The organism is Vreelandella sp. 162(4c) (genome assembly GCF_058152265.1).
Window position 1 is genome coordinate 2,715,087 of sequence record NZ_CM176981.1, and the last position, 21,998, is coordinate 2,737,084.

The 21,998-nt window shown below is 52.8% G+C and carries 20 protein-coding genes and 1 pseudogene; 4 read left to right on the top strand and 17 right to left on the bottom strand.

Annotated features, from left to right (window positions below; genetic code table 11):
- Nucleotides 1-7: 7 nt before the first annotated feature.
- The gene (locus AC4EYZ_RS12510; protein WP_022521167.1) at nucleotides 8-1,459 is read left to right on the top strand and encodes an aldehyde dehydrogenase; all 1,452 of its coding nucleotides are present in this window, start codon (nucleotides 8-10) and stop codon (nucleotides 1,457-1,459) included.
- Here AC4EYZ_RS12510 and AC4EYZ_RS12515 read toward each other — a convergent pair.
- Complete coding sequence (locus AC4EYZ_RS12515; protein WP_022521168.1) at nucleotides 1,452-2,369, bottom strand: helix-turn-helix domain-containing protein; 918 nt, start codon at nucleotides 2,367-2,369, stop codon at nucleotides 1,452-1,454. The two genes, AC4EYZ_RS12510 and AC4EYZ_RS12515, sit on opposite strands and share 8 nt — an antisense overlap.
- Before the next feature lie 142 nt (nucleotides 2,370-2,511).
- On the opposite strand from AC4EYZ_RS12515, the gene pobA reads away from it, so the two are divergent.
- Entirely contained in the window at nucleotides 2,512-3,696 is a 1,185-nt protein-coding gene (gene pobA, locus AC4EYZ_RS12520) for a 4-hydroxybenzoate 3-monooxygenase (RefSeq protein WP_022521169.1), read from the top strand.
- A 105-nt stretch (nucleotides 3,697-3,801) separates the two neighbouring features.
- Here the strand turns inward: pobA and AC4EYZ_RS12525 are convergent, their stop codons facing one another.
- From AC4EYZ_RS12525 to AC4EYZ_RS12555, 7 genes are all read right to left on the bottom strand, one after another.
- Nucleotides 3,802-4,275, bottom strand: coding sequence for a MarR family winged helix-turn-helix transcriptional regulator (locus tag AC4EYZ_RS12525; protein ID WP_035538076.1), 474 nt, complete (start codon nucleotides 4,273-4,275; stop codon nucleotides 3,802-3,804).
- Nucleotides 4,276-4,414: 139 nt separating this feature from the next.
- Entirely contained in the window at nucleotides 4,415-5,674 is a 1,260-nt protein-coding gene (locus AC4EYZ_RS12530; RefSeq protein ID WP_022521171.1) for a TRAP transporter large permease, read from the bottom strand.
- A 4-nt stretch (nucleotides 5,675-5,678) separates the two neighbouring features.
- Nucleotides 5,679-6,197, bottom strand: a complete 519-nt coding sequence (locus AC4EYZ_RS12535) for a TRAP transporter small permease (protein ID WP_022521172.1) — start codon at nucleotides 6,195-6,197, stop codon at nucleotides 5,679-5,681.
- A 48-nt stretch (nucleotides 6,198-6,245) separates the two neighbouring features.
- Nucleotides 6,246-7,247: a TRAP transporter substrate-binding protein gene (locus AC4EYZ_RS12540; RefSeq protein ID WP_022521173.1), complete on the bottom strand. Its 1,002-nt coding sequence runs from the start codon at nucleotides 7,245-7,247 to the stop codon at nucleotides 6,246-6,248.
- Nucleotides 7,248-7,417: 170 nt separating this feature from the next.
- Complete coding sequence (locus AC4EYZ_RS12545) at nucleotides 7,418-8,593, bottom strand: 3-hydroxybenzoate 6-monooxygenase (protein ID WP_022521174.1); 1,176 nt, start codon at nucleotides 8,591-8,593, stop codon at nucleotides 7,418-7,420.
- Complete coding sequence (locus AC4EYZ_RS12550; protein ID WP_022521175.1) at nucleotides 8,590-9,447, bottom strand: fumarylacetoacetate hydrolase family protein; 858 nt, start codon at nucleotides 9,445-9,447, stop codon at nucleotides 8,590-8,592. Before AC4EYZ_RS12550 ends, AC4EYZ_RS12545 begins: the two co-directional genes overlap by 4 nt.
- A 30-nt stretch (nucleotides 9,448-9,477) precedes the next feature.
- On the bottom strand, nucleotides 9,478-10,497 hold the full coding sequence (locus tag AC4EYZ_RS12555; protein ID WP_022521176.1) for a cupin domain-containing protein: 1,020 nt from the start codon (nucleotides 10,495-10,497) through the stop codon (nucleotides 9,478-9,480).
- Between the two features lie 340 nt (nucleotides 10,498-10,837).
- On the opposite strand from AC4EYZ_RS12555, the gene AC4EYZ_RS12560 reads away from it, so the two are divergent.
- Nucleotides 10,838-11,617 carry an IclR family transcriptional regulator gene (locus tag AC4EYZ_RS12560; RefSeq protein ID WP_022521178.1) on the top strand — a complete coding sequence of 260 codons (780 nt, stop codon included), beginning with the start codon at nucleotides 10,838-10,840 and terminating at the stop codon, nucleotides 11,615-11,617.
- Between the two features lie 83 nt (nucleotides 11,618-11,700).
- Here the strand turns inward: AC4EYZ_RS12560 and AC4EYZ_RS12565 are convergent, their stop codons facing one another.
- From AC4EYZ_RS12565 to AC4EYZ_RS12600, 8 genes are all read right to left on the bottom strand, one after another.
- Nucleotides 11,701-12,252, bottom strand: coding sequence for an aldehyde dehydrogenase family protein (locus tag AC4EYZ_RS12565; RefSeq protein ID WP_196518051.1), 552 nt, complete (start codon nucleotides 12,250-12,252; stop codon nucleotides 11,701-11,703).
- A 217-nt stretch (nucleotides 12,253-12,469) separates the two neighbouring features.
- Nucleotides 12,470-13,396, bottom strand: a complete 927-nt coding sequence (locus AC4EYZ_RS12570; protein ID WP_022521180.1) for a VOC family protein — start codon at nucleotides 13,394-13,396, stop codon at nucleotides 12,470-12,472.
- A 119-nt stretch (nucleotides 13,397-13,515) separates the two neighbouring features.
- On the bottom strand, nucleotides 13,516-14,796 hold the full coding sequence (locus AC4EYZ_RS12575; RefSeq protein WP_022521181.1) for a TRAP transporter large permease: 1,281 nt from the start codon (nucleotides 14,794-14,796) through the stop codon (nucleotides 13,516-13,518).
- Nucleotides 14,793-15,308, bottom strand: a complete 516-nt coding sequence (locus AC4EYZ_RS12580; protein WP_022521182.1) for a TRAP transporter small permease — start codon at nucleotides 15,306-15,308, stop codon at nucleotides 14,793-14,795. The genes AC4EYZ_RS12575 and AC4EYZ_RS12580 overlap by 4 nt, the downstream gene beginning before the upstream one ends.
- A gap of 57 nt (nucleotides 15,309-15,365) precedes the next feature.
- Nucleotides 15,366-16,352 (bottom strand): TRAP transporter substrate-binding protein, encoded by a 987-nt coding sequence (locus AC4EYZ_RS12585; protein WP_022521183.1) that lies wholly within the window; start codon nucleotides 16,350-16,352, stop codon nucleotides 15,366-15,368.
- A 115-nt stretch (nucleotides 16,353-16,467) separates the two neighbouring features.
- Nucleotides 16,468-18,159 carry a bifunctional 3-(3-hydroxy-phenyl)propionate/3-hydroxycinnamic acid hydroxylase gene (locus AC4EYZ_RS12590; protein WP_230804236.1) on the bottom strand — a complete coding sequence of 564 codons (1,692 nt, stop codon included), beginning with the start codon at nucleotides 18,157-18,159 and terminating at the stop codon, nucleotides 16,468-16,470.
- 232 nt (nucleotides 18,160-18,391) lie between these two features.
- A complete protein-coding gene (locus tag AC4EYZ_RS12595) occupies nucleotides 18,392-19,222 on the bottom strand; it encodes an IclR family transcriptional regulator (RefSeq protein WP_022521186.1) in 831 nt (276 codons plus the stop codon).
- A 7-nt stretch (nucleotides 19,223-19,229) separates the two neighbouring features.
- Nucleotides 19,230-20,081, bottom strand: a complete 852-nt coding sequence (locus AC4EYZ_RS12600) for a fumarylacetoacetate hydrolase family protein (protein WP_022521187.1) — start codon at nucleotides 20,079-20,081, stop codon at nucleotides 19,230-19,232.
- Nucleotides 20,082-20,588: 507 nt separating this feature from the next.
- Here AC4EYZ_RS12600 and AC4EYZ_RS12605 point away from each other — a divergent pair.
- Nucleotides 20,589-20,942: an IS110 family transposase gene (locus AC4EYZ_RS12605; protein ID WP_022521188.1), complete on the top strand. Its 354-nt coding sequence runs from the start codon at nucleotides 20,589-20,591 to the stop codon at nucleotides 20,940-20,942.
- A gap of 163 nt (nucleotides 20,943-21,105) precedes the next feature.
- On the opposite strand, the pseudogene AC4EYZ_RS12610 reads toward AC4EYZ_RS12605, so the two are convergent.
- Nucleotides 21,106-21,911 (bottom strand): annotated as a pseudogene (locus tag AC4EYZ_RS12610) (transposase); the annotation flags it as partial.
- Nucleotides 21,912-21,998 lie beyond the last annotated feature (87 nt).

A 21,998-nucleotide genomic window follows, 5' to 3' on the forward strand; every position in this document is an offset into this window, starting at 1 on the left:
TTATGACATGTTCACCACTCAGCTAATGTTAGCGGGCCAATCTACCCCTGCCGAGCATACAGCCACCTTTACCCGTGCGAATCCGTTAAGCGGTGAAGTGGTGACCACTGCTGCGGCGGCAAGTGTCGGTGACGCTAACGCGGCCGCCGACGCCGCAGGCCAGGCGTTTGAGGCATGGTCACAAACGGGCCCTGGGGAGCGGCGCGCCAAGCTGCTGAAAGCCGCCGAACTAATGGAGCAGCGCCAAGCGGATTTCATTGATCGGATGGTAGAAGAGACTGGCGCTACCCTTGGCTGGGCAGGTTTTAACGTTAAAGTGGCGGCTGATGTGCTGCGTGAGGCGGCGGCGTTAACCACCCAGATCCAGGGCGATATCATCCCCTCTAACGTGCCTGACAGCATAGCCATGGGCGTGCGCATCCCGTGTGGCGTCGTCGTGGGTGTTGCGCCCTGGAATGCGCCGATTATTCTGGGTACGCGAGCCATTGCTACGCCCTTAGCGTGTGGTAATAGCGTGATCTTGAAGGCTTCTGAGCAGTGCCCAGCGACACACCATTTAATTGGTGAAGTGCTGCAAGCAGCGGGGTTGGGCGAGGGCATCGTCAACGTGATTACCAACGCGCCTGAAGATGCCGCTGACGTGGTAAGCGCGTTAATTGCCCATCCTGCTGTGCGGCGGATTAACTTCACTGGCTCCACGGGCGTTGGAAAAATCATTGCCGAGCAAGCGGCCAAGTATTTAAAGCCCGTGCTGCTTGAGCTGGGTGGCAAGGCACCGTTTTTGGTATTGGATGATGCCGACATAGACGCTGCCGTGGACGCGGCAATCTTTGGCGCGTTCTTTAACCAAGGCCAGATCTGCATGTCCACCGAGCGGGTTATTGTTGATAACCAAGTGGCGGATACTTTTGTGGAGAAGTTTGCCGCGCGGGCTCAGGCGCTAAAAGCAGGCGACCCACGTGATGAAAGCAACAGCCTGGGCACTTTAATCAACGCGCAGTCAGGTGAAAAACTAAATAGCCTCATCGATGACGCAGTCACTCAAGGCGCGCACTTAGCCGCGGGTGGTAAAGCCGAGGGCGTGGTGATGCAGGCCACGGTCATCGATGGTGTGACCAGTGCTATGCGGCTATATAGCGAAGAGTCGTTTGGCCCGGTCGTCGCAGTGATCCGTGTTGATGGTGAAGAAGAGGCAGTGCGCATCGCTAACGATAGCGAGTACGGCCTCTCATCAGCGGTGTTCAGCCGCGATAGCGCACGCGCCATGAAAGTGGCAGGGCGCTTACAAACGGGTATCTGCCATATCAATGCGCCCACGGTACACGATGAACCGCAAATGCCCTTCGGCGGAGTGAAATCCAGCGGCTACGGACGCTTTGGCGGTAAGGCAGGCATCGAAGAGTTCACAGAGTTACGCTGGATGACGATGCAGCTAGGGCCAAGGCATTATCCTATTTAGTGATCTCGTTAACCGCCACCGTTTGACGCAGCCGAAATTCACGCGGCGAAAGCGCTGTATTACGCTTAAAAAAGCGCGTGAAGTAAGCCGGTTCAGAGAAGCCTAAGCTGTCAGAGACTTGGCCAATGGTCATATTGGTATAGGTGAGCTGGCGCTTGGCTTCTAGTAGTAGGCGTTCATGCAGCAATTGCAGGGCGCTGCGACCGGCGATTTGTCGACACAGCATATTCAAGTGCGCGCTACTCACCCCTACCTGCTCGGCTAACGCCTCAATACTAGGTTGTTCGCGATAGTGCGCTTCGACCAGCGCTTGATAGTGCTCTATATGCTGCCGCCCCTTGTCACTTTGGCGGGGGCCATAACGTTTTGCTGGATGCCCAGCGGTATTAAGACGCGATAGCTCTACCACCAAGGCTTGGATAAGCGCTTCGAGCAGGCTGTTGCGTCCGGGGGCGGGTTGGCGGTACTCCTGGTCGATCTGAGCCACCAGCGTGGCAATTCGTTCAGCCTGAGTTGCCTGGGGTAGAGAGTAGAAGTCGGCTTTTTTTAGCGTACTGCTCTCACCCATTAGTGCATGTAAGTGGTCGGCCAGCGGCTTGGCCAGAGTAATAATGTGTCCTTCCACATCCGGTGAAAAGAGAAAGCCGTGAATAGCCATTGCGGGCACCACGATAGCGCTGGCGCTTTGCAGCTGGTGGCTTGTTCCCTCCAGCTCTAACTCAACGCTACCGTGAGAAATAAACAGAATATGCACGAGGTCGGCATGGCGGTGCGGCCGGATACGCCAGTCGTGCAGACGACTGCGCTCGGGGATGGACTCACAGTGGAGCAAGTCGGGCGTGGGCCAGTGCTGCGTCTCGCCATAGAGCTTAAATACCGGAACGGAGGTTGCCGACGAGGCTGTCATCATCTATATCTCCTCTACGACTAAGGTTGGGTAATAACACGCTAAATGTCCAATAATTGATCTAGATCATGCCTTATTATGCGGCGTGTTTCATTGAAAAATACAAGTCATAAGTTTTAGATAATGACAATGATGAGGCATCCCTATGAAGACACAGGTCGCGATTATTGGCGCAGGGCCTTCAGGCCTATTGCTGGGACAGCTGCTGCATCGTCAAGGCATTGATAATGTGATTGTTGAGCGGCGCAGCGGTGAGTATGTATTGAGCCGTATCCGCGCCGGTGTGCTGGAACAGGGCATGGTAGACCTGCTGCGCGAAGCGGGTGTTGACCAGCGCATGGATAAAGAAGGCCTACCCCATGACGGTTTTGAGCTTGTGTTCGACAACCGCCGCGTGCGGGTCGCACTGGATGAACTGACCGGCGGCAGCAAAGTCATGGTATACGGCCAAACCGAAGTGACGCGGGATCTGATGGAGGCACGCGCCGCCGCTGGCGCGACAACGCTTTATGAAGCAGAAAACGTTCAGCCCCACGACCTGGAGAGTGACAGCCCCTATCTCACCTTTGAACACAGTGGTGAAACGGTTAGGCTCGACTGCGACTACATCGCCGGGTGTGATGGCTATCATGGCGTCTCCCGCCAGACGATTCCTCAAGACCGCATCAAAGAGTTTGAAAAAGTTTATCCGTTTGGCTGGCTGGGGATGCTCTCGGATACTCCTCCGGTCTCTGATGAGTTGATTTACGCAAGCCACGAGCGTGGTTTCAGTCTGTGTAGCATGCGCTCCGCCACCCGCAGCCGTTACTACCTTCAAGTACCGCTGGATGAAAAGGTAGAAGATTGGTCGGACGAGCGTTTTTGGGAAGAGCTCAAACGCCGCCTGCCAGACGAGGTGGCCGCCAAGCTTGTCACCGGGCCTTCCATCGAGAAGAGCATCGCACCGCTGCGCAGCTATGTGGTCGAACCAATGCAGTACGGGCGGCTGTTCCTGGTCGGCGATGCGGCGCATATTGTACCGCCCACCGGTGCTAAAGGGCTTAACCTGGCCGCCAGCGACGTCAATACGCTCTATCGGCTAATGGTGAAGGTCTACCAGGAAGGCCGCACGGATTTGATCGAGCGCTATTCGCAAACGTGCTTGAAGCGTATCTGGAAGGCGGAGCGCTTCTCCTGGTGGATGACCTCCATGCTGCACAATTTCTCTGATGAGGAAGATTTCAACAGCCGCATGCAGTTGGCCGAGCTGGACTACGTAACCAGCTCCAAAGCAGGCATGACCACCATCGCCGAAAATTATGTCGGTTTGCCCTATGAGTCGCTTGAGTAGCCGTTAATACTTAACGTTTTACTCTCATTCTGTTCTCATTGCCCAAGTGATCGCTTGGGCTTTTTTGCTTAAATACCATGAAACTTCGTGAAGTTGTTGACAGTGCTATCTTTCGTTTAAGCGCACGGGCACACGGCTTAAATGATTATTATCGTTAGCGATCTTTTGCAGTAGAGAAAGCAGCATCTGTTGCTCCTCGGCGTTAAGCGGCGCCAGGATATCACTTTGAACCTCTTCAACAGCAGGCTCTACGGCTTCTCGTAACGCCTCTCCTTCCTTGGTGAGCTTCACCACCATCGAACGACGATCTTCAGGGTTACGGTGCCGGGTAATGAGACCGCGCTCCTCTAATTTCCGAACCACGACCGCGATGGTATTGCGATCCAACGCCGTATAGCCACCTAGGGTGATTTGGTCACTGGCTCCCATCTCTTCAAGCGCAGAGAGGATTATATATTGCAGTTGGGTAAGGTTGAACGCCTCGCACTTGCGCAGAAAAATAGCCACGCTAATTTGGTGGCAGCGTCTTAAAAGATTGCCAGGTAATTCAAAAGCTTCAGATAGGGGTGAACGGGTCATGTCGGGTCTTATAAAGGATAAAATACGCTGTGACCATAGCAGAAGTTTCTGTAATAGGCACTGGATGGGAGCACTGGCCAGCATGATACTAGCCAGTGCCCCACATCGATAAAGAGTAAGCCGGAGGTAGCGGCTAGAGTTAACGGAAAACGTTAACGAGCCAGGGATTAAAGATGACCGCCAAAATGACGAGGCAAGCCGCTATTATGAAAGGCAAGATCCACTTCGTAATGCGGGGCAAGCTAACGTTGCTGATAGCGGAGGCAACATAGAGCCCTGCACCCACCGGGGGCGTTAACAGTCCCAGGCTTAGTGTCATACAGGTGACGATGCCAAAGTGGACAGGATCAATCCCATAACTTTGCTGCGCCACCGGGAGCAAAATTGGCACTAGAATGATCAACGCGGCGATCCCATCAAGCACCATGCCTACTACCATCAGCATCACAAACACCAGAAGCATAAATACCAGCGGGCTTTCGGTGGTGCCTTGCATTAGTCCGGCTACCTGTTGAGGTATCTGGTTGTACACCAGTACCCAACCAAAGGCTTTCGCAGCGACAATCAGAAATAGCACAATGGCGGTATTGCGCGCTGTTCGGCTCAAAACGCCAGGTAATTGCCCCCATTTAAGCTCTTGAAAGAAGAGGGCGCCTATCACCACCGCCATTAGCGTCGCAGCCGCCGCGGATTCAGTAGGCGTCACTATGCCAAATGCGATACCGCCCACAATGACGATGGGAATGCTAAGTGTGAGCAGTGCGCCACGAGTCGCACGCCATAGAGGTGTGCGTTCCTGATCAACGCTTCCTTTCTTACGCGCGCGACGCGCCATGATCGCGATTAAGCCGCTGATCAGTATAAACAGCAGTAGCCCAGGAAGAATACCACCCATGAACATGGCACCAATCGACACTTGAGCAATGACACCATAGATAATAAACACCATTGACGGTGGAATAATCGGCCCCAGCAGGCCAGCACCTGCCGTCAACGCCGCGGCGAACCCCTTGTTGTAACCATCACGCTCCAATTCGGGAGTCATTACTCGGCTCATAATAGCGATCTGTGCCGTCGCTGAACCCATAATAGAGGCAAGCATCAAGTTCGAGGTGAGGGATACATAGGCAATGCTGTGAGGAATCCACGCAAACCAGGCACGTGTGGCAGTGATAATGCGACGTGTAATACCACCCTCATTCATGATTTCGCCCAACAGGATAAATAAGGGAATCGCCAGCAGATCAAATACCTCTAGCGAGCCAAAAATAACCTGGGGTAGGTTTTCAAATAGACGGTAGTTGCCGGAAGTGATCACGAAGGTAAGTGTTGAAGCCAGGAGGACAAAGGCAATTGGCATTCCAAGCAGCATTAACACAATAAAAGCCGCAAGCGTCATTGGGTCATTCCTCGTCGTTGGCTAGGACAAAACCCGCTCGCGAGCGATCAAAAAGCCTAGCGATGAGGTGAAAAATCGATGTGACGCAGAAAAGCGGCACGATGAGATAGAAGTGCCACTTGGGCCAATCGAGCGTAATAGCGATATCGTAGTGGATCGAAGGTGACCGCAGCCAAGCGATGGCGTACCACAGGACAGTAACCATTATCGCCAGGCAGATCAGCTCGGTAAGCCAATAGCAAACGCGCTGAGCCGCTTTAGGCAGTATCGCAATCAGCATGGTCAAACGTACGTGCTGGTCGTTATGTATGGCGATAGAGATGGCGAGAAACGCCATCCAAATCAGAATATAGACGGCTAGCTCATTGGCAAAAAAAAGTGGGCTGTTGAGTACGTATCGTGCGAAAACATTAGCAATAAGCAACGCGCTAAAAGCTATTATCAGTACGTTGCAGAGCAGCTGTTCAGCCCTGGCTAGCTGTCGGCTCGCCTTGGTTAGCCAGGTGTCTTGGGGAAAATACATCTTGGGTACGCCTCTTTGGTTCGGGGCGCAGAAGCGCCCCGACGCGTTTTATTCAGCGTTAAGGAGTTCGGTGGACTGTTGCTGGAATGCTTGGATAAGCGGATGATCGCCAAAGCGCTCAGCGAACGCTTGGTTCGCCGTGCTGAAAGTGTCTTCAGCGCTTTCTAGCGTATACACATTAATGCGGTCTTCGAGCAAGGTGCGGTTGCTCGCTTCTGCTGCAATTTCCGTCTCAGTACCCCAGGCAAGTGCCTCAGCCATGGCGGTATCAATTAGCTGGCGTTCTGCATCGCTAAGTGAAGCGCGGGATGCTTGGCCCATTATGGCTACCTCAGGAAACGCCATATGGCTAGTCAGTGTTAGATGCTCCGCTACTTCATAAAAGCCCGAACCTACTAAGGCATCGAGGTCAATATCCACACCATCCAGCATACCGTTTTGGAGGCCTTGGTAAACATCCGGTAAACTTGTAGGGGTGGGCCGAGCCTCAACGGCTCGCCACCAGGTATTCATCGCTGCGAACGGAATAATGCGGATGTTTTTGCCGCTAACATCCTTAGCGCTGTTAACAGCGCTTTCGCGCATAAGAATATGGCGCATGCCCGCAAAGGTATAGCCGAATGCGTGCAGACCTTTGCTCTCCAGGTTCTCCAGCATCTGCTGAGCAGCGTCTGTCTCGGTGGCCTTGGCCGCCTCCTCTACGCTGGAAAAGAGGAAGGGAGTGAACCAACCGACGAAAGCTGGTTCACGCTGGCTGGTAGCTGCAGCGGTCATAAGCCCTATGTCTAGCAGTCCGGTCTCCATTTGGGTGAACATGGCCGATTCATCACCTAACTGGCCGGAGGGGAAAATGGTAATGGTTAACTCACCATCACTTCGCTCTGCCACTGTGTCGGCTAGGCGTTGGGCGGTTTGATTCAAAATATGCTGAGGTGGGGTAATTAATCCCAGGCGTAGCTCTTTGGCCTCGACTTGTGCGCTGGCAATTAACGCTAGGCCTAACGGAATTGCGCAAAGATAGCGAGTTGTAGTGCTTAGCATGTTTGTCATTGTATTCACCTTGTTTTTAGAGTTTTTTTCTTACTCACTGCAAATTAGTTGTGCTCTTATAAAATCATAAGTTAAAAGCGAAATTCTGAAATCTTATGGGCATGGTAATTTGCAAGAGTTGTAAACAGCGGTTACTTTTTTGTTAGAAATTACTTATATCTAGGGGTGCGTCAAATATCCTCGTCATATAGCCAAGACAGTCCTTCATAAGACTGCTCTGGCGTCCGCGAAGCGAGCATGGCATTGCGCAGTTCAGCCGTAACCCCCGTCGCGTGGTAGAACTCACCGTGAACGCGGGCCATGATCTGACAGCGTCCGGTGCGCAGGTAGCGCCGCTGCTGGTACGCCTGAAAGGCACTGGCAATATCGTTACTGCAGTGGGCAACCTCATCGGCTAGCACAACAGCATCCTCCATAGCCATGCAGGCGCCTTGGGCAAGGTATTGCAACATTGGGTGAGCAGCGTCTCCGACCAGGGTGGCACGGCCACGGCTCCACTCTTTCACAGGCTCTCTATCGCACAGCACCCACATACGCCAGCTATCAATCTTGGCTAACAGTTCTTGAACCGTATCGCAGGTTCCAGCGAAACGACGCTTGAGCTCCTCAGGATCGCCCTCTGTATTCCAGCCTTCCACATAGCGGTCGCTATGGAACACGGCAACCAGGTTGAAGAGCTTTCCTCCACGTAACGGATACTGTACGAGGTGATTTTTGGGGCCGCCCCACAGAATCATGGCATTACGGCGATAGGCTTCTGGCACTTCCTCGATAGGCAGTACCGCACGATAGGCAATATGGCCGGAAACCCTCGGAGCGCCATCGCCGATAATGCTCTCGCGAACCTTAGACCATAGGCCATCGGCCCCTATCAAAGCACTTCCTGAGATTATCTCTCCCTGATCTGTTGTGACACTCATCTCGCCATCGGCCTCTGAAAAGGAGGTGACCCTAGTAGAGGTTCTAAACGCTATCTTGCTCGATGCACGACACGCGTCGAGCAGTACGTTGTGCAAGTCGGCACGATGGATCAGTGCATAGGGGTACTGAAAGCGTTTGATGAATGAGTCACCCGCCGGGATCTCAACGACCGGCGTGGCATTGACGCTGTCCATCATGATCAACTCATCTGGCAACACCGCCAGTTCACGTGCCTGCGCCAATACCCCTAGGCGATCAAGGGCGCGGAAGCCATTCGGTCCTACTTGGATACCAGCCCCCACTTCACGAAACTCATCGGACTGCTCAATAACCAATGTTGGGATGCCGAGGCGAGACAAGGCCAGTGCCGATGCAAGGCCACCAATCCCGCCACCGATAATAAGAATAGGCTGCTGAGTGCTCATGATGCCTCCACGTTCACACTGATATTACCAATACGCTCAATCTCACAATTAATGGTGTCACCAGGCCGGATAGGCCCCACCCCCTCTGGTGTTCCGGTATACAACAGATCACCAGGCTCGAGGGTGTAGAATTTGGAGGCGAACTCTATAAGTTCGGCTACGTCCATGATCAGATCTTTGGTATTGGCGCTTTGTCGCACTTCACCATTCACATCAAGGGTCATGGCTAATGCATGAGGGTTTTCTATCTCATCGGCGGTCACCAGCCAGGGGCCCAGCACTGTGTAGGAATCTAGAGACTTACGCAGGCTGCGCTCCTCTGGCCCACGAATGGTAATATCCAGGCCGATGCTGTATCCGGCCACGTAGGAGAGCGCATCCTTGGCTAAAACGTTCTTGGCACGCTTACCAATGATGGCAACCAATTCAATTTCATGGTCAGTTCGGCGATCCGGAAGTCCGATGCATACAGGATCATCGGAGCCGACCACTGAGCTGGTAGCTTTAAGAAACAGTCCTGTCTCCTGTATCTTCCGCACATGTGCGCGGGAGAAGGTAGCTGTATCCTTAATTGCCTCATCTAGGTGGGCTTGGTAGTTGACAGGGGCCGCGATAACCTTGCCTGGATTGGCAACCGGAGGGCGCAATGTCACCTTACTGAGAGGATAACGCCGAGCGAATTGTAGGGCATCAGCTATGGCAGGCATTAATTCTGGTAGGCAAGCAATCAGTTGATCTCCGTGAGGGTAGGGATATTCCGCGGTACCGATAAGTGGTAGGACGCTTGAGACGTCCAATACTTCGTTACCCTCTACGACACCCAGGCGATGGTTATTGAACAAACAGATTTTCATACAATGTTTATCCTTTTTATTAGGGAGTGGTTACGCGTTTTTTCTCTCTTCCTTCCAAAAGCCCAAATGTTCCTGAAGAGGGCGATCGGAAAAACTGAACAAAACACATTCATCGGAGGCTTCGAAGCGACGCCAGGCCCAGCCAGGAACCACAAACACATCGTGCCGATTTGCCGTCCACTCCTGATCTTCGACCTGAACGCGGACACTACCTTCCACTACGCAATAGACCGCGCCATCTGTTTCCCTATGCTCCACACCTTGAAACCCTTGTGGCAGAAGTTGTATATAAGCGCCCATGGTAAGGATCGGTGATTTACCATTGGTGGGATTGGTAAAGGTCAGCTTGAGTCCAGCTGCAGGATCACAATTACCACTCTCAGCGAGCTTGGTTAACGCTGCCCGGGTGCGCTTATAGGGGTAGTGGAACAAAGGGCTCGTCGTGCCATTGCACTGATACCCAACTGGGCTTAACCCGGATGCGAAACGCGCTTCAGAATCGCCTGCCGGGCGACGAACTTCCTGGCGTTTGTGCGGGGCGTCAGCAGAGAAGCCCGCGTTAAGCATTTGCACGACAGGTACATCAAGGCCATCCAGCCACATCACCGAGTCGCTTCCCTCGGCACCATGGTCATGGAACACCCCTGATGGTGTGATCACGAAATCACCAGGGCTCATCATTACTTTTTCACCGTCCACATTAGTGAAGCCACCTTCGCCACTGAGAATCAGACGCAATGCTGAAGCCGTATGACGATGACTGGGTGCTACCTCGCCAGGCAAAATCATCTGAATGCCTGCGTATAGCGAGGTGGTCACCAAGGATTTACCGCGTAGCTTTGGGTTTTCCAGCACCAGTACGCGACGTTCGGCATCCTCAGCAGAAATGGCTTCACAGGCCATCTCCATATTCTTGCGAATCGTTTTATCACGCCAGATAACAGGCTCCAGTACTTGTTTAGGTTCACGCGGTGTCAAACCTCGCAGCACTTCCCAGAGTGGTGCCATGTTGTCTTTGGAGATTAATTCTTTAAATGCTATGGCGGTCATCGCCCCCTCCTTAAGATTCAACTGATGTCGTGTTTGTAAGGATCAGCAATTATTGTCTCTGCCTTAAATAAAACAATTTTTTTCGTATTGTGATAATTTTGCTTTTTATGCGGTTGGGGTCAAGGCAAAAATATGTATTTGCGACAAAAGTATTATCTTCTGGAGGCTTTGATACAGGCTATGGTGCTGGGCGCTCAAAAATTTTTTTAAGCAATCACAGCGTATTGAGGCAACTGATGGTCATGTGTGACAGTCAGTTATTGCTGTAAGCCCCTAGTGAGCTTTGCAAAAGATGCGCGCAGTGGTTTAAGGGCGCTATTAACAGACGGGAAATGTTGAGGTGGCTTTGAAAGAGAATTCTCAGGAACGGCTGCTGCGATTACTTTCCCTGTTCGCTGATGAAGAAAAAGGGGAGTGGTCGGTCGATGAGGCGTCTGTACACTTGGGGATTTCGGCCAGCCAGACCTACCGTTACTTTAGAACGCTTGCCTCGGCCGGTTATATTTCAGCCTATACGACAGGGAGGTATGTACTTGGCCCGGCGATAATTGAGCTGGACCGTAAACTAAGGATTGGCGATCCAATGATTCATGCGGCGAGAAGTATTATGCGAGAAATGCTCAGCACGGCACCTTCTGCCAGTATCGCCATCCTTTGCCGCTACTTCCGCGGCCAAGTAATGTGTGTGCATGAGGAATTCGAGACTTATCAGCACCATGAGATTAGCTATGAGCGTGGCCAGCCGCGACCTTTATATCAAGGCGCTGCATCAAAAGTGATTCTGGCCAACTTACCCTTACGCCAAGCTAGAGCCTACTTCAACCACGCTCCTGATAAATTCAACCAGTTTGGCCTTGGCGCCAACTGGACAGAGGTCAAGCGAAGCCTTCGAGAGCTTAGAAGCCAGCCTGCTATTATCACGGCAGGTGAGCTTGGAACAAGTGCCTCTGGGATTTCAGCCCCTATTTATGACGACAAGCGAGTTCTTGGAAGTGTTAGCCTCGTCTTACCGATAACCGTCGCAACAGAGGAAGTAACCTCTTTTTTGATGCCCGTTGTAGCAGCAGCAGGTCAAGAAATGACCAGTAAAATGCAGCACTTGGCTCAATTGCAGAAGTGATGAAGACGCCATCTATTTTGCCCCGTGCCTGCTTTCGCAGCACAGGGCTTTTTGTCAATCGCAAATGCTTAATTCATTGAGCGCTAGAAGGGATACTGGATACCTTGCTCCATCACACTGATCCATTGGGTGGTGGTGAACTCATCTAGGTTTGCGGGGCCACCGAAGCGACCGCTGGTACCTGAGCGGCCCATGCCACCGAAGGGTACCTGAAACTCATTGTTTACCGTCTGATCATTAATATGCACCATGCCTACTTTGATGCGATCAGCAATGCGCAGGGCTCGCTCTGTAGATGTGGAGTGAATAGCGGCGGCTAGCCCATAGGAGGAAACATTGACTAATGCGATAACATCCTCATCGGTATCAAAAAGTGTAATGGGGGCTACAGGGCCGAAAATCTCCTCGCCAAAGGCAGGCATTTCTGGCGTCAAGCCGCTAAGAACCGTGGCTTCAAAGAAGTTGCCATCGCGTTTACCGCCAGCGACTACCTTGGCACCCATTGCTACTGAGCGGTTCACGCTCTCCTCGAAGTGCTTAGCTTGTGTCTCATCAATCAATGGGCCGAGGTGTACCTGTTGTGTCCAAGGGTTACCTGTGACTAAGCGGGCGGCCCGGTCGGAGAGATTCTTCATGTATTTTCCGTCACTGAACGATGTATTAAGTGGCGATCTACTATACGGAAAAATTTGATTTTCCAGCACAATCATGTAAAACGATCTCCTTCTTCATGACTGAAAAACCTAAACTGGCCTATCTAGACTAAGGGTCGACAACCCCGTGGAGCCGAGGTCGCCGACAATCTGTTTCCACAGATGGAAGAGGGTCTATGGAACAAGGCCTTATGTCATTTCACGCTTCTTTAGCCATTTTGCGGAATTTGGATAGTTGGCCTCCCCACAGGTTGACGCTGCGCGGTGTCGGCTCCCAAAGACGAGGAACATACGTCACCAAATCGTCGTGGAATTTCTCCATTTCCGCCGACAGTTCGATATGAGTTCCTGCTGGGTCATCGAAGAACACGAACAGGTTGTTGCCAGGACCGTGGCGGCCAGGCCCCCAGGTAACCTCTACGTTAAGATCGGTTAGTCGGTCGCACCACTGCTTGAAATCCTCCCACTCGCTGAGATCGAATGAGTAATGGTCCAACTGACCCCGCATTCCAATGTCAACAACCGCTAAGGTGTGGTGGTCACGATCACTTCTCAGCCACGCAAAATTGCCATTACTAAGCTGGTCGGAAAGAGAAAAACCAACAATATTGGCGTAGAACGCCACCATCCGTTTGACGTCGTCACTACCAACCGTCGTATGTTGAAAGCGAATCGGCCGACGCCCTATGTCCGCTTGGTGTTCCCCTAGGTGATCCATTGCCGTATGAAAGTGCACTCGGTTGCCGTCGGGATCTTCAAACTCAATGCCCTGCGGATCGCCAACAGCTGCATCCATATAGGCAGCATCCAGTGCCCTTACGACCACATTGGCATCTTCTAGCCGGCTTTGCAGTGCGTTGATCGATTCGCTATCCTGTGTTTCAAATCCGAAGTGGGTTAGCGCGTACTTTCCCGATGTTAGTTCGATGACGTGGTGCCCACTTCCCCAGCCTAGACGTACCACGCCCTCCAAGGAATTTTCATGCACTGCCATACCTAATACTCGCTGGTAGAAAACTGTGGTTGCCTCAATATCAGGTACACGGAAACCGATATGAGAGACGCGCGTCCCACTCAGCTTTTGCTGTGAAGGGTTCGTATCAATGAGCAGTCGGTTGTTATTCATTATTTACTCCAGGATTAGTGAGTTGCCGAAATGTAGCCTTGTTAATTCAAGGGTGCTCTGGTTTAACCAAGATGGCTGATTGTTAAGCCGTCTCTGACATGTCTGGTGCATTATGCTAATTAGCTAAGCCCTAATTGCTGCGGAAGCCACAGCGACAAGGCGGGCACCAGGTTGATGATTGCCATGCACACGAACATGGCAATCAAAAATGGGATCATGGCTCTGAACAGCCCGAACATGGATACTTGAGTGGTCGAGGTAACGACAAACAGGCCCGGCCCCACCGGTGGTGTCACGAGGCCAATAAGAGTCGCCAAACTTATCACCACGCCGAAATGGATTGGATCAATGCCCAATGCCAGCACGGTTGGCAGGACGATGGGCACTAACACAATCAGAATGCTCATGCTCTCCAGGAACATCCCTAGTACCACGACCAGCAGGTTGATAAGCAGCAGGAACACCCAGGGCGATTGGGTCCATGCATTAATCATCGCAACGATGCGGTCCGGTACGCCCACAAAAGAGAGCGCCCAGCCGAACATAGTCGCCGCCGCAATAAGGCCTGTGATCAACGCGGTGTTAAGGGCGACCTGTTTGAATATTTCCGGTAGGTCGCTCCAAAGGATGGAGCGATAAATCCACTTACCGATGATTAGTGCCAGCAGAGCGCCCACGGCACCCGCCTCAGTGGGTGTCATCACCCCTGCCGAGATGCCGAAAATGATAAACACCGGAATCATTAGCGGAGAAAGTTGCTTAAGCAGCCCTATCAGGCTCACCTTGCGCCGTGCAGTCCGCTCCAGCTTGGGGAAGTCATGGATAAAGCCGAGCATCATCACCACGACGACAAAACCCAGAAAGATCAGCAGTCCGGGTAGCAGCCCCGCCAAAAACAGCGCGGAAATCGGCTGCAGCGCGATGACGCCGTAGATAATCATGATCATTGAGGGAGGAATGATCGGCCCCAACAAACCACCAGAAACGGTCACCGCCGCTGCGAAGTCGCGTTTATAACCTTGCTTCTCCATGGCGGGGATCATGACCTTACTCATCACCGCGATTTGGGCAATGGCAGAGCCCAGGATAGAGGCCGCCACTGCGTTAGTCAGCAGGTTGACGTAAGCTAGACCGCCTCGCATGCGCCCAAGCAGCAGGTTGGCCAGCTCGACAAGGCGATCGGTCAGCCCACCTCGGTTCATCAACTCGCCCACCAGCATAAACAGTGGAATGGCGAGCAGGCCATTCTTCTCTAGGGCACCGTAAAACTGCAGGGGCAGGCTGCTGGAGAGCAACAGCAGGTCGCTTTGATGCAGGAACACCAGGGTGCCCAGCATCAGCGTCAGCAGAATAGGCAATCCGAGAAACAGCGTAATAAAGAAAACGGAAAAGGTGATCATGTGCACACCCTCTCGGAGGCTTCGTGGCTAACCAGCCGATGGATGGAGAGTAGAAGGCTGACGAACTGGTGGTAACTCATGACCATCAGCGCCACGAGCATCACGCTGAAGTAGTACCAACGCGGCAGTTGCGTCGTTGGCGACAACTCGATTTGCGTATGCGGTGAGGCAATCCATTGCCACGTCAGTGCGGTGAAGATCGCCAAAACACATAGGCCGAGCAGGCAAAAAAAGACCTCAAGGCAATGGGCCGCTCGTTCGGGCAGAAGACTGGGAATGATGTCGATCCGCACCAGCGAGCGGGTATAAAGTAGATGGCTGACACCAATGAAGCTGATGGCCACTAGAATCTGCAACGCCACCTCCTCGGCCCAAAAAAGTGGGGTGCCGAATATATAACGCAACACCACTTGGGCGACCAGCAGTCCGGCCAGCAGTCCCGTCAGGATAATAAGCACCCATGTTTCCAGTCGGGCCAGCGCGCTATCGCACCACTTCAATATGTTAAGCATAATGCCCCCTATGCGGCATGGGCGTGACCTGGGCCACGCCATTACTGCATCCACACTTCATTGATTGGTCACGACCTGGTGATAGAACTCGGCGATTAACGGGTCGCTATCGATATATGTCTGACGCACTGCAGCAGCCGTCTCTGCGTAGCCAGCGGTATTGATCTCGACCACTTCTACGCCAGCGTCCTTGAGCGTGGCGAGATTTTCCTCCTCGACACGTGCTTGCTCCTCAATGCCCCACTGCTCGGCTTCTTGGAAGACCTCGCGGATCATCTGCTGATCGGCTTCGCTCTGATTATCCCACCAAGCTTTGGAGACCAGCACTACGCCGGGGAAGGCCATATGGTTGGTGAGTGCCAAGTGTGGAGCCTGCTGGTAAAGTTTCAGGGCAGTGACGAAGTCAAGGTCAACGTCGACGGCATTCAACAGATTGGTGGTCAGTGCCGGTGCGACTTCGGAGGTCGGTAGCGCGGTGGGCGCCGCTCCGTTGGCCAGCCACCAGTCATTGAAGACAGGATTGGGGAAGACACGGATCTTCTGATTGGTTAAGTCATCTATGGACTCGACCGAATCGGTCGACAGCACGTGCCGCATCCCGGCGATGATGTAACCGAGACCGATCATGCCCTGGGGCTCCAGCTTTTCGAGCATACTAAGGGCAGCTGGCAACTGTGTTGCCGCTCCGGCCTCGTCGTAGTTCTCGAATTCGCCAGGTAGAAACCAGCCATTAAAGGAGGACTCGCGGCTGGAGAGCGATGCGGCGGGAACCACGCCGAACTGCACCGCGCCATGCTGGAGGAGCTGGATCAGCTCGTTATCGTTACCCAGCCTGCCATAGGGGGATACCTCTATAGCGTAACGCCCGTCGGAGCGTTCACCGAGATTTCCCGCGAGGCGTTCAGAGACCTTGCTGAAGATATGACTGGGCGGTACTGGTGTGCTGAGCCGAAGCGTCTCGGCCTGCGCAGTGGCGGACACCATAAGGCTGCCAGCAGCGCAGGCAAGGCCAACTAACAGGGGATTGAAGCTCGATAATTTCATGTCGTACTCCGTATTGTTGTAGTAGTTATCTTCAAGAATCCACCTTCCAGACGATTACCCTTAACCGTGGGTACTCATCCTGCTATCGACGGGAAAATGTAGGTGTTGCTGGGTTTTACAGGGTAGCGGCGGTACTCAAAGGCTGATGAGAATTACCTAAAGCGCTGAACTCGGGAGGGCGCAGCATCTCACCCAGGTGAATGGCATCCGTGGGCAAATTGTTCTTGTTAAGAACCGCCATGGTGTAGCGATCCGGCCTTACCAGATAAAAGACGTGCTCGCCACCATGCGCCCTGAATATCCAGTCGTTGGCTTGGCTGTGAGCATCTCGCAATACCTCTATACCCTCGACGGGAACAGGGTTGTAGTTGCGCGGAGTAACGCACACTTTCTTTAGATCATCCGGTAGGTACTCGAGCCAAGGCTGGATAGCGTCGAACGCCCTCTTCGCATCAGGGTGGTAAGTGATAAGTGCGAAGTGGCCGTCGATGTAGCGATCCAACAGCGCCATCTCGCTATTGGGATTCTCAAGCATCGGCTGGGCAATCAATCGTCCTGTGCGTGTCTTGCGGGCAGAGGCAGCGTCGCTGATGAAGAAACCGCTGACGAAACGCGGCGTCGGCTTGTAACGCATCTGGGTAACGTAGTCACGAGCAGGGCGGTAGACGCTCAGCCAGCGCAGGCCAGTCTGCAACAATGTTGCGTGTATACGGCTCTTTGGCATCATGAACTTGCCGAGCATGGCGGCCATTTCAATCAGTTGCCAGGCGTGCGGTTTGCGCTCTTCTTCGTAACTTTCTAGCAGCGTTTCAGGCAACTTGCGCTTGAGCACCCAAGCTAGCTTCCAGGCTAGGTTCACCGAGTCGCGCAGGCCGCTGTTCATGCCCTGACCAGCGAATGGAGGGGTTAAGTGGGCAGCGTCACCGAGCAGGAAGATGCGCTGCTGACGCCAGCTCTCAGCTTCGCGGGCATGAAAGGCATATACCTGTTTGCGGACGATCTCTGCGTCGCGATCCGGGCCATGCTCAGCCATCAGCTGGCGAACGTACCCTTCTTCTACTGCTTTTTGTTCATCTTCGTCGGGCAGCAGCATAAATTCGAAACGGCGGCTGCCACCGGGACCAGGCAGGTTGATGCAGGGACGCGCTGGATCACAGTAGACGCGAGTCTGGCGGAAATTGTCCTGCGTCCCTTTGAGGTCGATGATCAACCACTTCTGCTCGTAGGTAAGACCTTTCAGTTTGATATTCAATTCGCTGCGCACAAAGCTGCGTCCACCATCGGCTGCCGCCATGTATTCGGCAACAACCTCGTAGTGCCCCTCATCAGTCTCGACCCTTAAACGCACACAATCGACGTCCTGTACAAAGTCGACAACACGATGGCCGAAGCGCGCCTCAACATGGGCAAAGCGCTTGAGCCCGTTACACAGGATTGCCTCCAACTCTGGCTGGTGAAAAGCATTACGCCGCGCATAGCCATACTCACGCCCTCTCGGTTCAATGTTGGCGAAGGGCACGCGCTTGAGGTCCAGATAGACCGAGCCATAGTCCTGAGCGCAGCATGCAAGTACTCTCTCCTCAAGCCCAATGGCCTGCATGGTTCGCATAGACTCGTCATCGATGGATACCGCCCTCGGCTCGGTCACCGTCGAGAGATTGCGTTCAAGCACCAGGGTGCGAACCCCATAGGTTCCCAGCAGATTGGCCAGGGTCAACCCGCTGGGGCCACCTCCGACAATAATGACAGAGAAGCGGTCGGCTAGTGAAAAAGCGGCGGTACTGGTATTGTCAGGTTGTTGTTTCATTACTGTTGTCCTTACGACACCGTCATTAAGACGCATCCTTCCCCTCTGCCCAGGGCAGACGACAAAAATCGCGTTAAGAAGGAAACGGGGTGTTATTTGTGCAGGAAGACCTACCTCCGGTCATTCTGATACTCTGGCGCATAGATTCAGTCGTCACTCTTATTGCTACTGTTCTTGCTATATATCCTTGCTACATGCCCTCGATGCATCTTCTCAAGACATCATCTGTAACTTACGAATTAATCAACTGCGTTAACTTCTCGGTTAGGCGATTCGCAAGGGCCATCACTATCTGGCGCTGCTCCTCCGCTTGGTCTTCACGGTAGGCCGTTTGTGGTCTTACGCAGCTTAGACTGGCGATGACCTTGCCGTTACCATCAAAGATGGGAGCGGCAAGCCCGAAGAGGTTTGGATCCACCTCACCGTGAGATTCGCTGTAGCCCTGCCGCCGGATCGTCTGGAGGACGTCCTTAAACTCCTCCCACGACGAGCCCAAGCTTCCTTTCACTACCTCATGCTGATGCTCTAAGAAAAGCCGCATATGCTGGCGAGCAGGCAGGTAGGCCAATATGATTTTCGATGTCGCCCCCATGAACAGCGGGCGTGGCGTACCCCGTGCATAGCTAACAGGCTCTTTCAGGTGACCATGGCTGTGGACGCAAATCACTTGATCATTGAATAGCCGACATACGATCCAGATCTGCTCACCGTCGAAGACATCGAGTTCAGGCTCGATCTCTCGCGTCGCCTTTACCAAGGGATCAGTCAGTCGCAGCTGTCTATCCCACTGGATGATTCTTGAGCCTAGGCCGTAGCGCCGGGGCTCAACCTGAAACAGCAACCCCGCTTCGGCCAGCTCCTTGGTATAGCGATAAGCAGTCGAACGCGTATAGCCCAGCGCATCGCACATTGCCTCTACCGACCAGATCGGTACCTCTTCCGAGAACAGATCCAGAATCACCAGCATTCTTTCCAGACTGCTATTGCTCTTGCTGCTTCTGCCTGCTCGGGAAGCCTGCTCCTCAATATGCCGATCAAGGGCCACGGGATGCTGTTGACTCATAACTTGATTACGCCTCGTCTGCGATAGTGTTGCGCAGGGTACCGATGCCCGAGATAGCAATTTCGATGCTATCACCTGGTTTCATCCAAACCGGGGGTTCGCGGAAGGCGCCCACGCCGCCAGTGGTGCCGGAGACAATAACGTCGCCCGGAGCCAGCTCGGTAAATGTACTGCAGTATTCAATCAGTTCCGCCACACCAAAGATCATATCGCTGGTATCGGTGTCCTGCATGACGTCGCCATTCAGGCGGGTGGTCAGGTGTAGCGCCTGCGGGTCGGGAATCTCATCGCTAGTCACAAGCCATGGGCCAAATCCCCCCGTGTTAGGGAAGTTCTTGCCGGGGATAAACTGGATAGTGTGCTTTTGGTAATCGCGTACGCTGCCATCGTTATAGCAAGAGTAGCCAGCAACGTATTCAAGGGCATTCTCAGCCTTGACGTGGCGCGCGGTCTTGCCGATCACCACAGCCAGTTCCCCCTCGAAATCCAGCTTGTGCGAGACAAACGGCCGAATGATCGGCGTTAGATGACCCGCCTGGGAGTCAGCGAAGCGGGTGAATATCATCGGGTGCATCGGCATATCACGCCCCGTCTCTTTCACATGCGTCGTATAGTTGATGCCCACACAGAGGATCTTGCCAGCATCCGGAATGACCGGCAGAAACTCAATTTCGTCTAGGCTTAATGAATTTAAGCTTGAGGTATCAAATCCCACCAAGTCGGAAAGAACACCTTTACGTATCATTTCCTTGAGTGAACCACCTAGACGATCGGCAAGGGGAGCGAGATCGAGGACCCGGCCGCCATCCACTAAACCGATGCTGATGGTGTTCTGATAACGGAATGTAACAAGTTTCATATTTTAACCTTTCTCTCGGGCTAGCGAGGCGGAAGAGGTGAGCAAGCGACGATAGCGACTAATGTTATTTACTCTATTGAAATGATTCTAGTGCCACAATAGAGTAATTTCAATATATCCCGCAATGTAGGATTTTATACACACATTGCTTTGTAATCGTATATCGTTGAGGAATGGATTTTTTTTTGTGTTAAGCACCATAATTAGCGCTTATGGCTACGACCAATGTCTATTGGTGAATTTGCTCAGGGCAAGGTCAATTTTTTTTGAAAGAGAGTATTGGGCTAACCCGTCATAGCGACCGTTCGATTTTAGCGTTCTATATAAGCATTCTGCTGGGGCTTTCCTGTCTGGATAAACATGAGCTGAATACCTCGACCTTCCGCCCATGCCGATAACTTACCGCTGATATGTTCTGGCCCGTAGTACTTGCTGAATAAGCAGGTTGGAGCCAGCCATCTGTACCAAAATCTTTGATGCCAATCAGTGGATTTAGGAGATGTACACATGGCTGACAACGTAAAGAATAGCTCTGTGAAGGTGATGATCGCCATCGACATTGCTAAAACGTCCCATGATGCGGTCATTTTATGGCCGTCAGGTCGTACCAAAACGTTTAAGTTTCCTAACACGTTAATGGGTTATCAGAACCTCATTAATGCAGCAGAAGCATCTGCTGAAGATATTTTGGTGGCCTTTGAGCCAACGGCTGACTTTCATCGTAATATTGCCTATTGTTTAAGGTCTCAAGGGGCCTTGTGCCATATGGTGTCGTCTTTAGCCTGCGCCAGAGCGCGTGAAATGTTGTTTAAAAGCTGGGATAAAACGACAAAAAAGACGCGCGGGTTATCATGTACTTGATGCAGCAGGGCATGATGCAACCATTTTACGATCCGTTAGTGAATGAAATGGTGAGCACCCTTTAGATATGGTTGCGACGCATGAGCCTGAGTAGTGAGCAAGTGTTCCCATGTTGAGCACGAAGTGAGATTTTGTGTGCATATTGAGCGGGTTCCTTAGGTAGTCCGTTATCTGTCCGAATGGCGCTAGGTAGACCACGTTGTAAAGCCAGATGATCAGGAATACGTGTTAAAAAAAGTCCGCCAATGGGACGCTCAGGCACGATTGCCACGGCTTCATGGGTACCGTCGTCGACGACGGTGAGGTTCTTGATCACGCGCCCGTATGCCGTCCGGTAAAACACAAAATCCATTGACCAGACTTGATTGGCGGCCCCAGGGCGGCCAAGGGGCATCCGCTCAGACGTGGGAACCTTCTTGCGCTTGCGGCGTTTTACCTGCAACCGAGCAGCTGCGTAGAGACGCTCGACTCGCTTATGATTGACCTGTTCACCGGCTTGACGCAGCTTCAGATAGATCATGCCAGCGCCATAGCGACGATGCCGATGGGCCAAGGCAACAATGCGTTCACGCAATGCTTCATTACGGTCAGGAGCCGATTGATAGCGCAATGCACTGGCACTCATACGGATGACACGGAGCGCTCGGCGCTCACTGAGGCCACGTGACACCATAAAGCGCACCACATCTCGGCGTGCAGGTACACTCACCACTTTTTTCTCAGCGCCTCGCGAGTGACCTCCATCTCCAGTAGCGACTCCGCGAGCAGTTTTTTCAATCGTCCATTTTCGGCTTCGAGTTCTTTGAGTCGCTTGGCATCGGGTACGCTCATACCACCAAACTTGCTGCGCCATAGATAGTAACTGGCTTCTGAGAAACCGTGCCGACGGCATAGCTCCTTAATGGGCAGTCCCGCTTCTGCTTCGCCCAGGAAACCAATGATCTGTTCTTCGCTGAAACGCTTCTTCATGTCCCATCTCCTTACCCATAGGATCGGACTCTAAAGTGTAGCGCTACTCAATCAAGGGGTGACGTCGTATCAATAGCAAATGCTTAA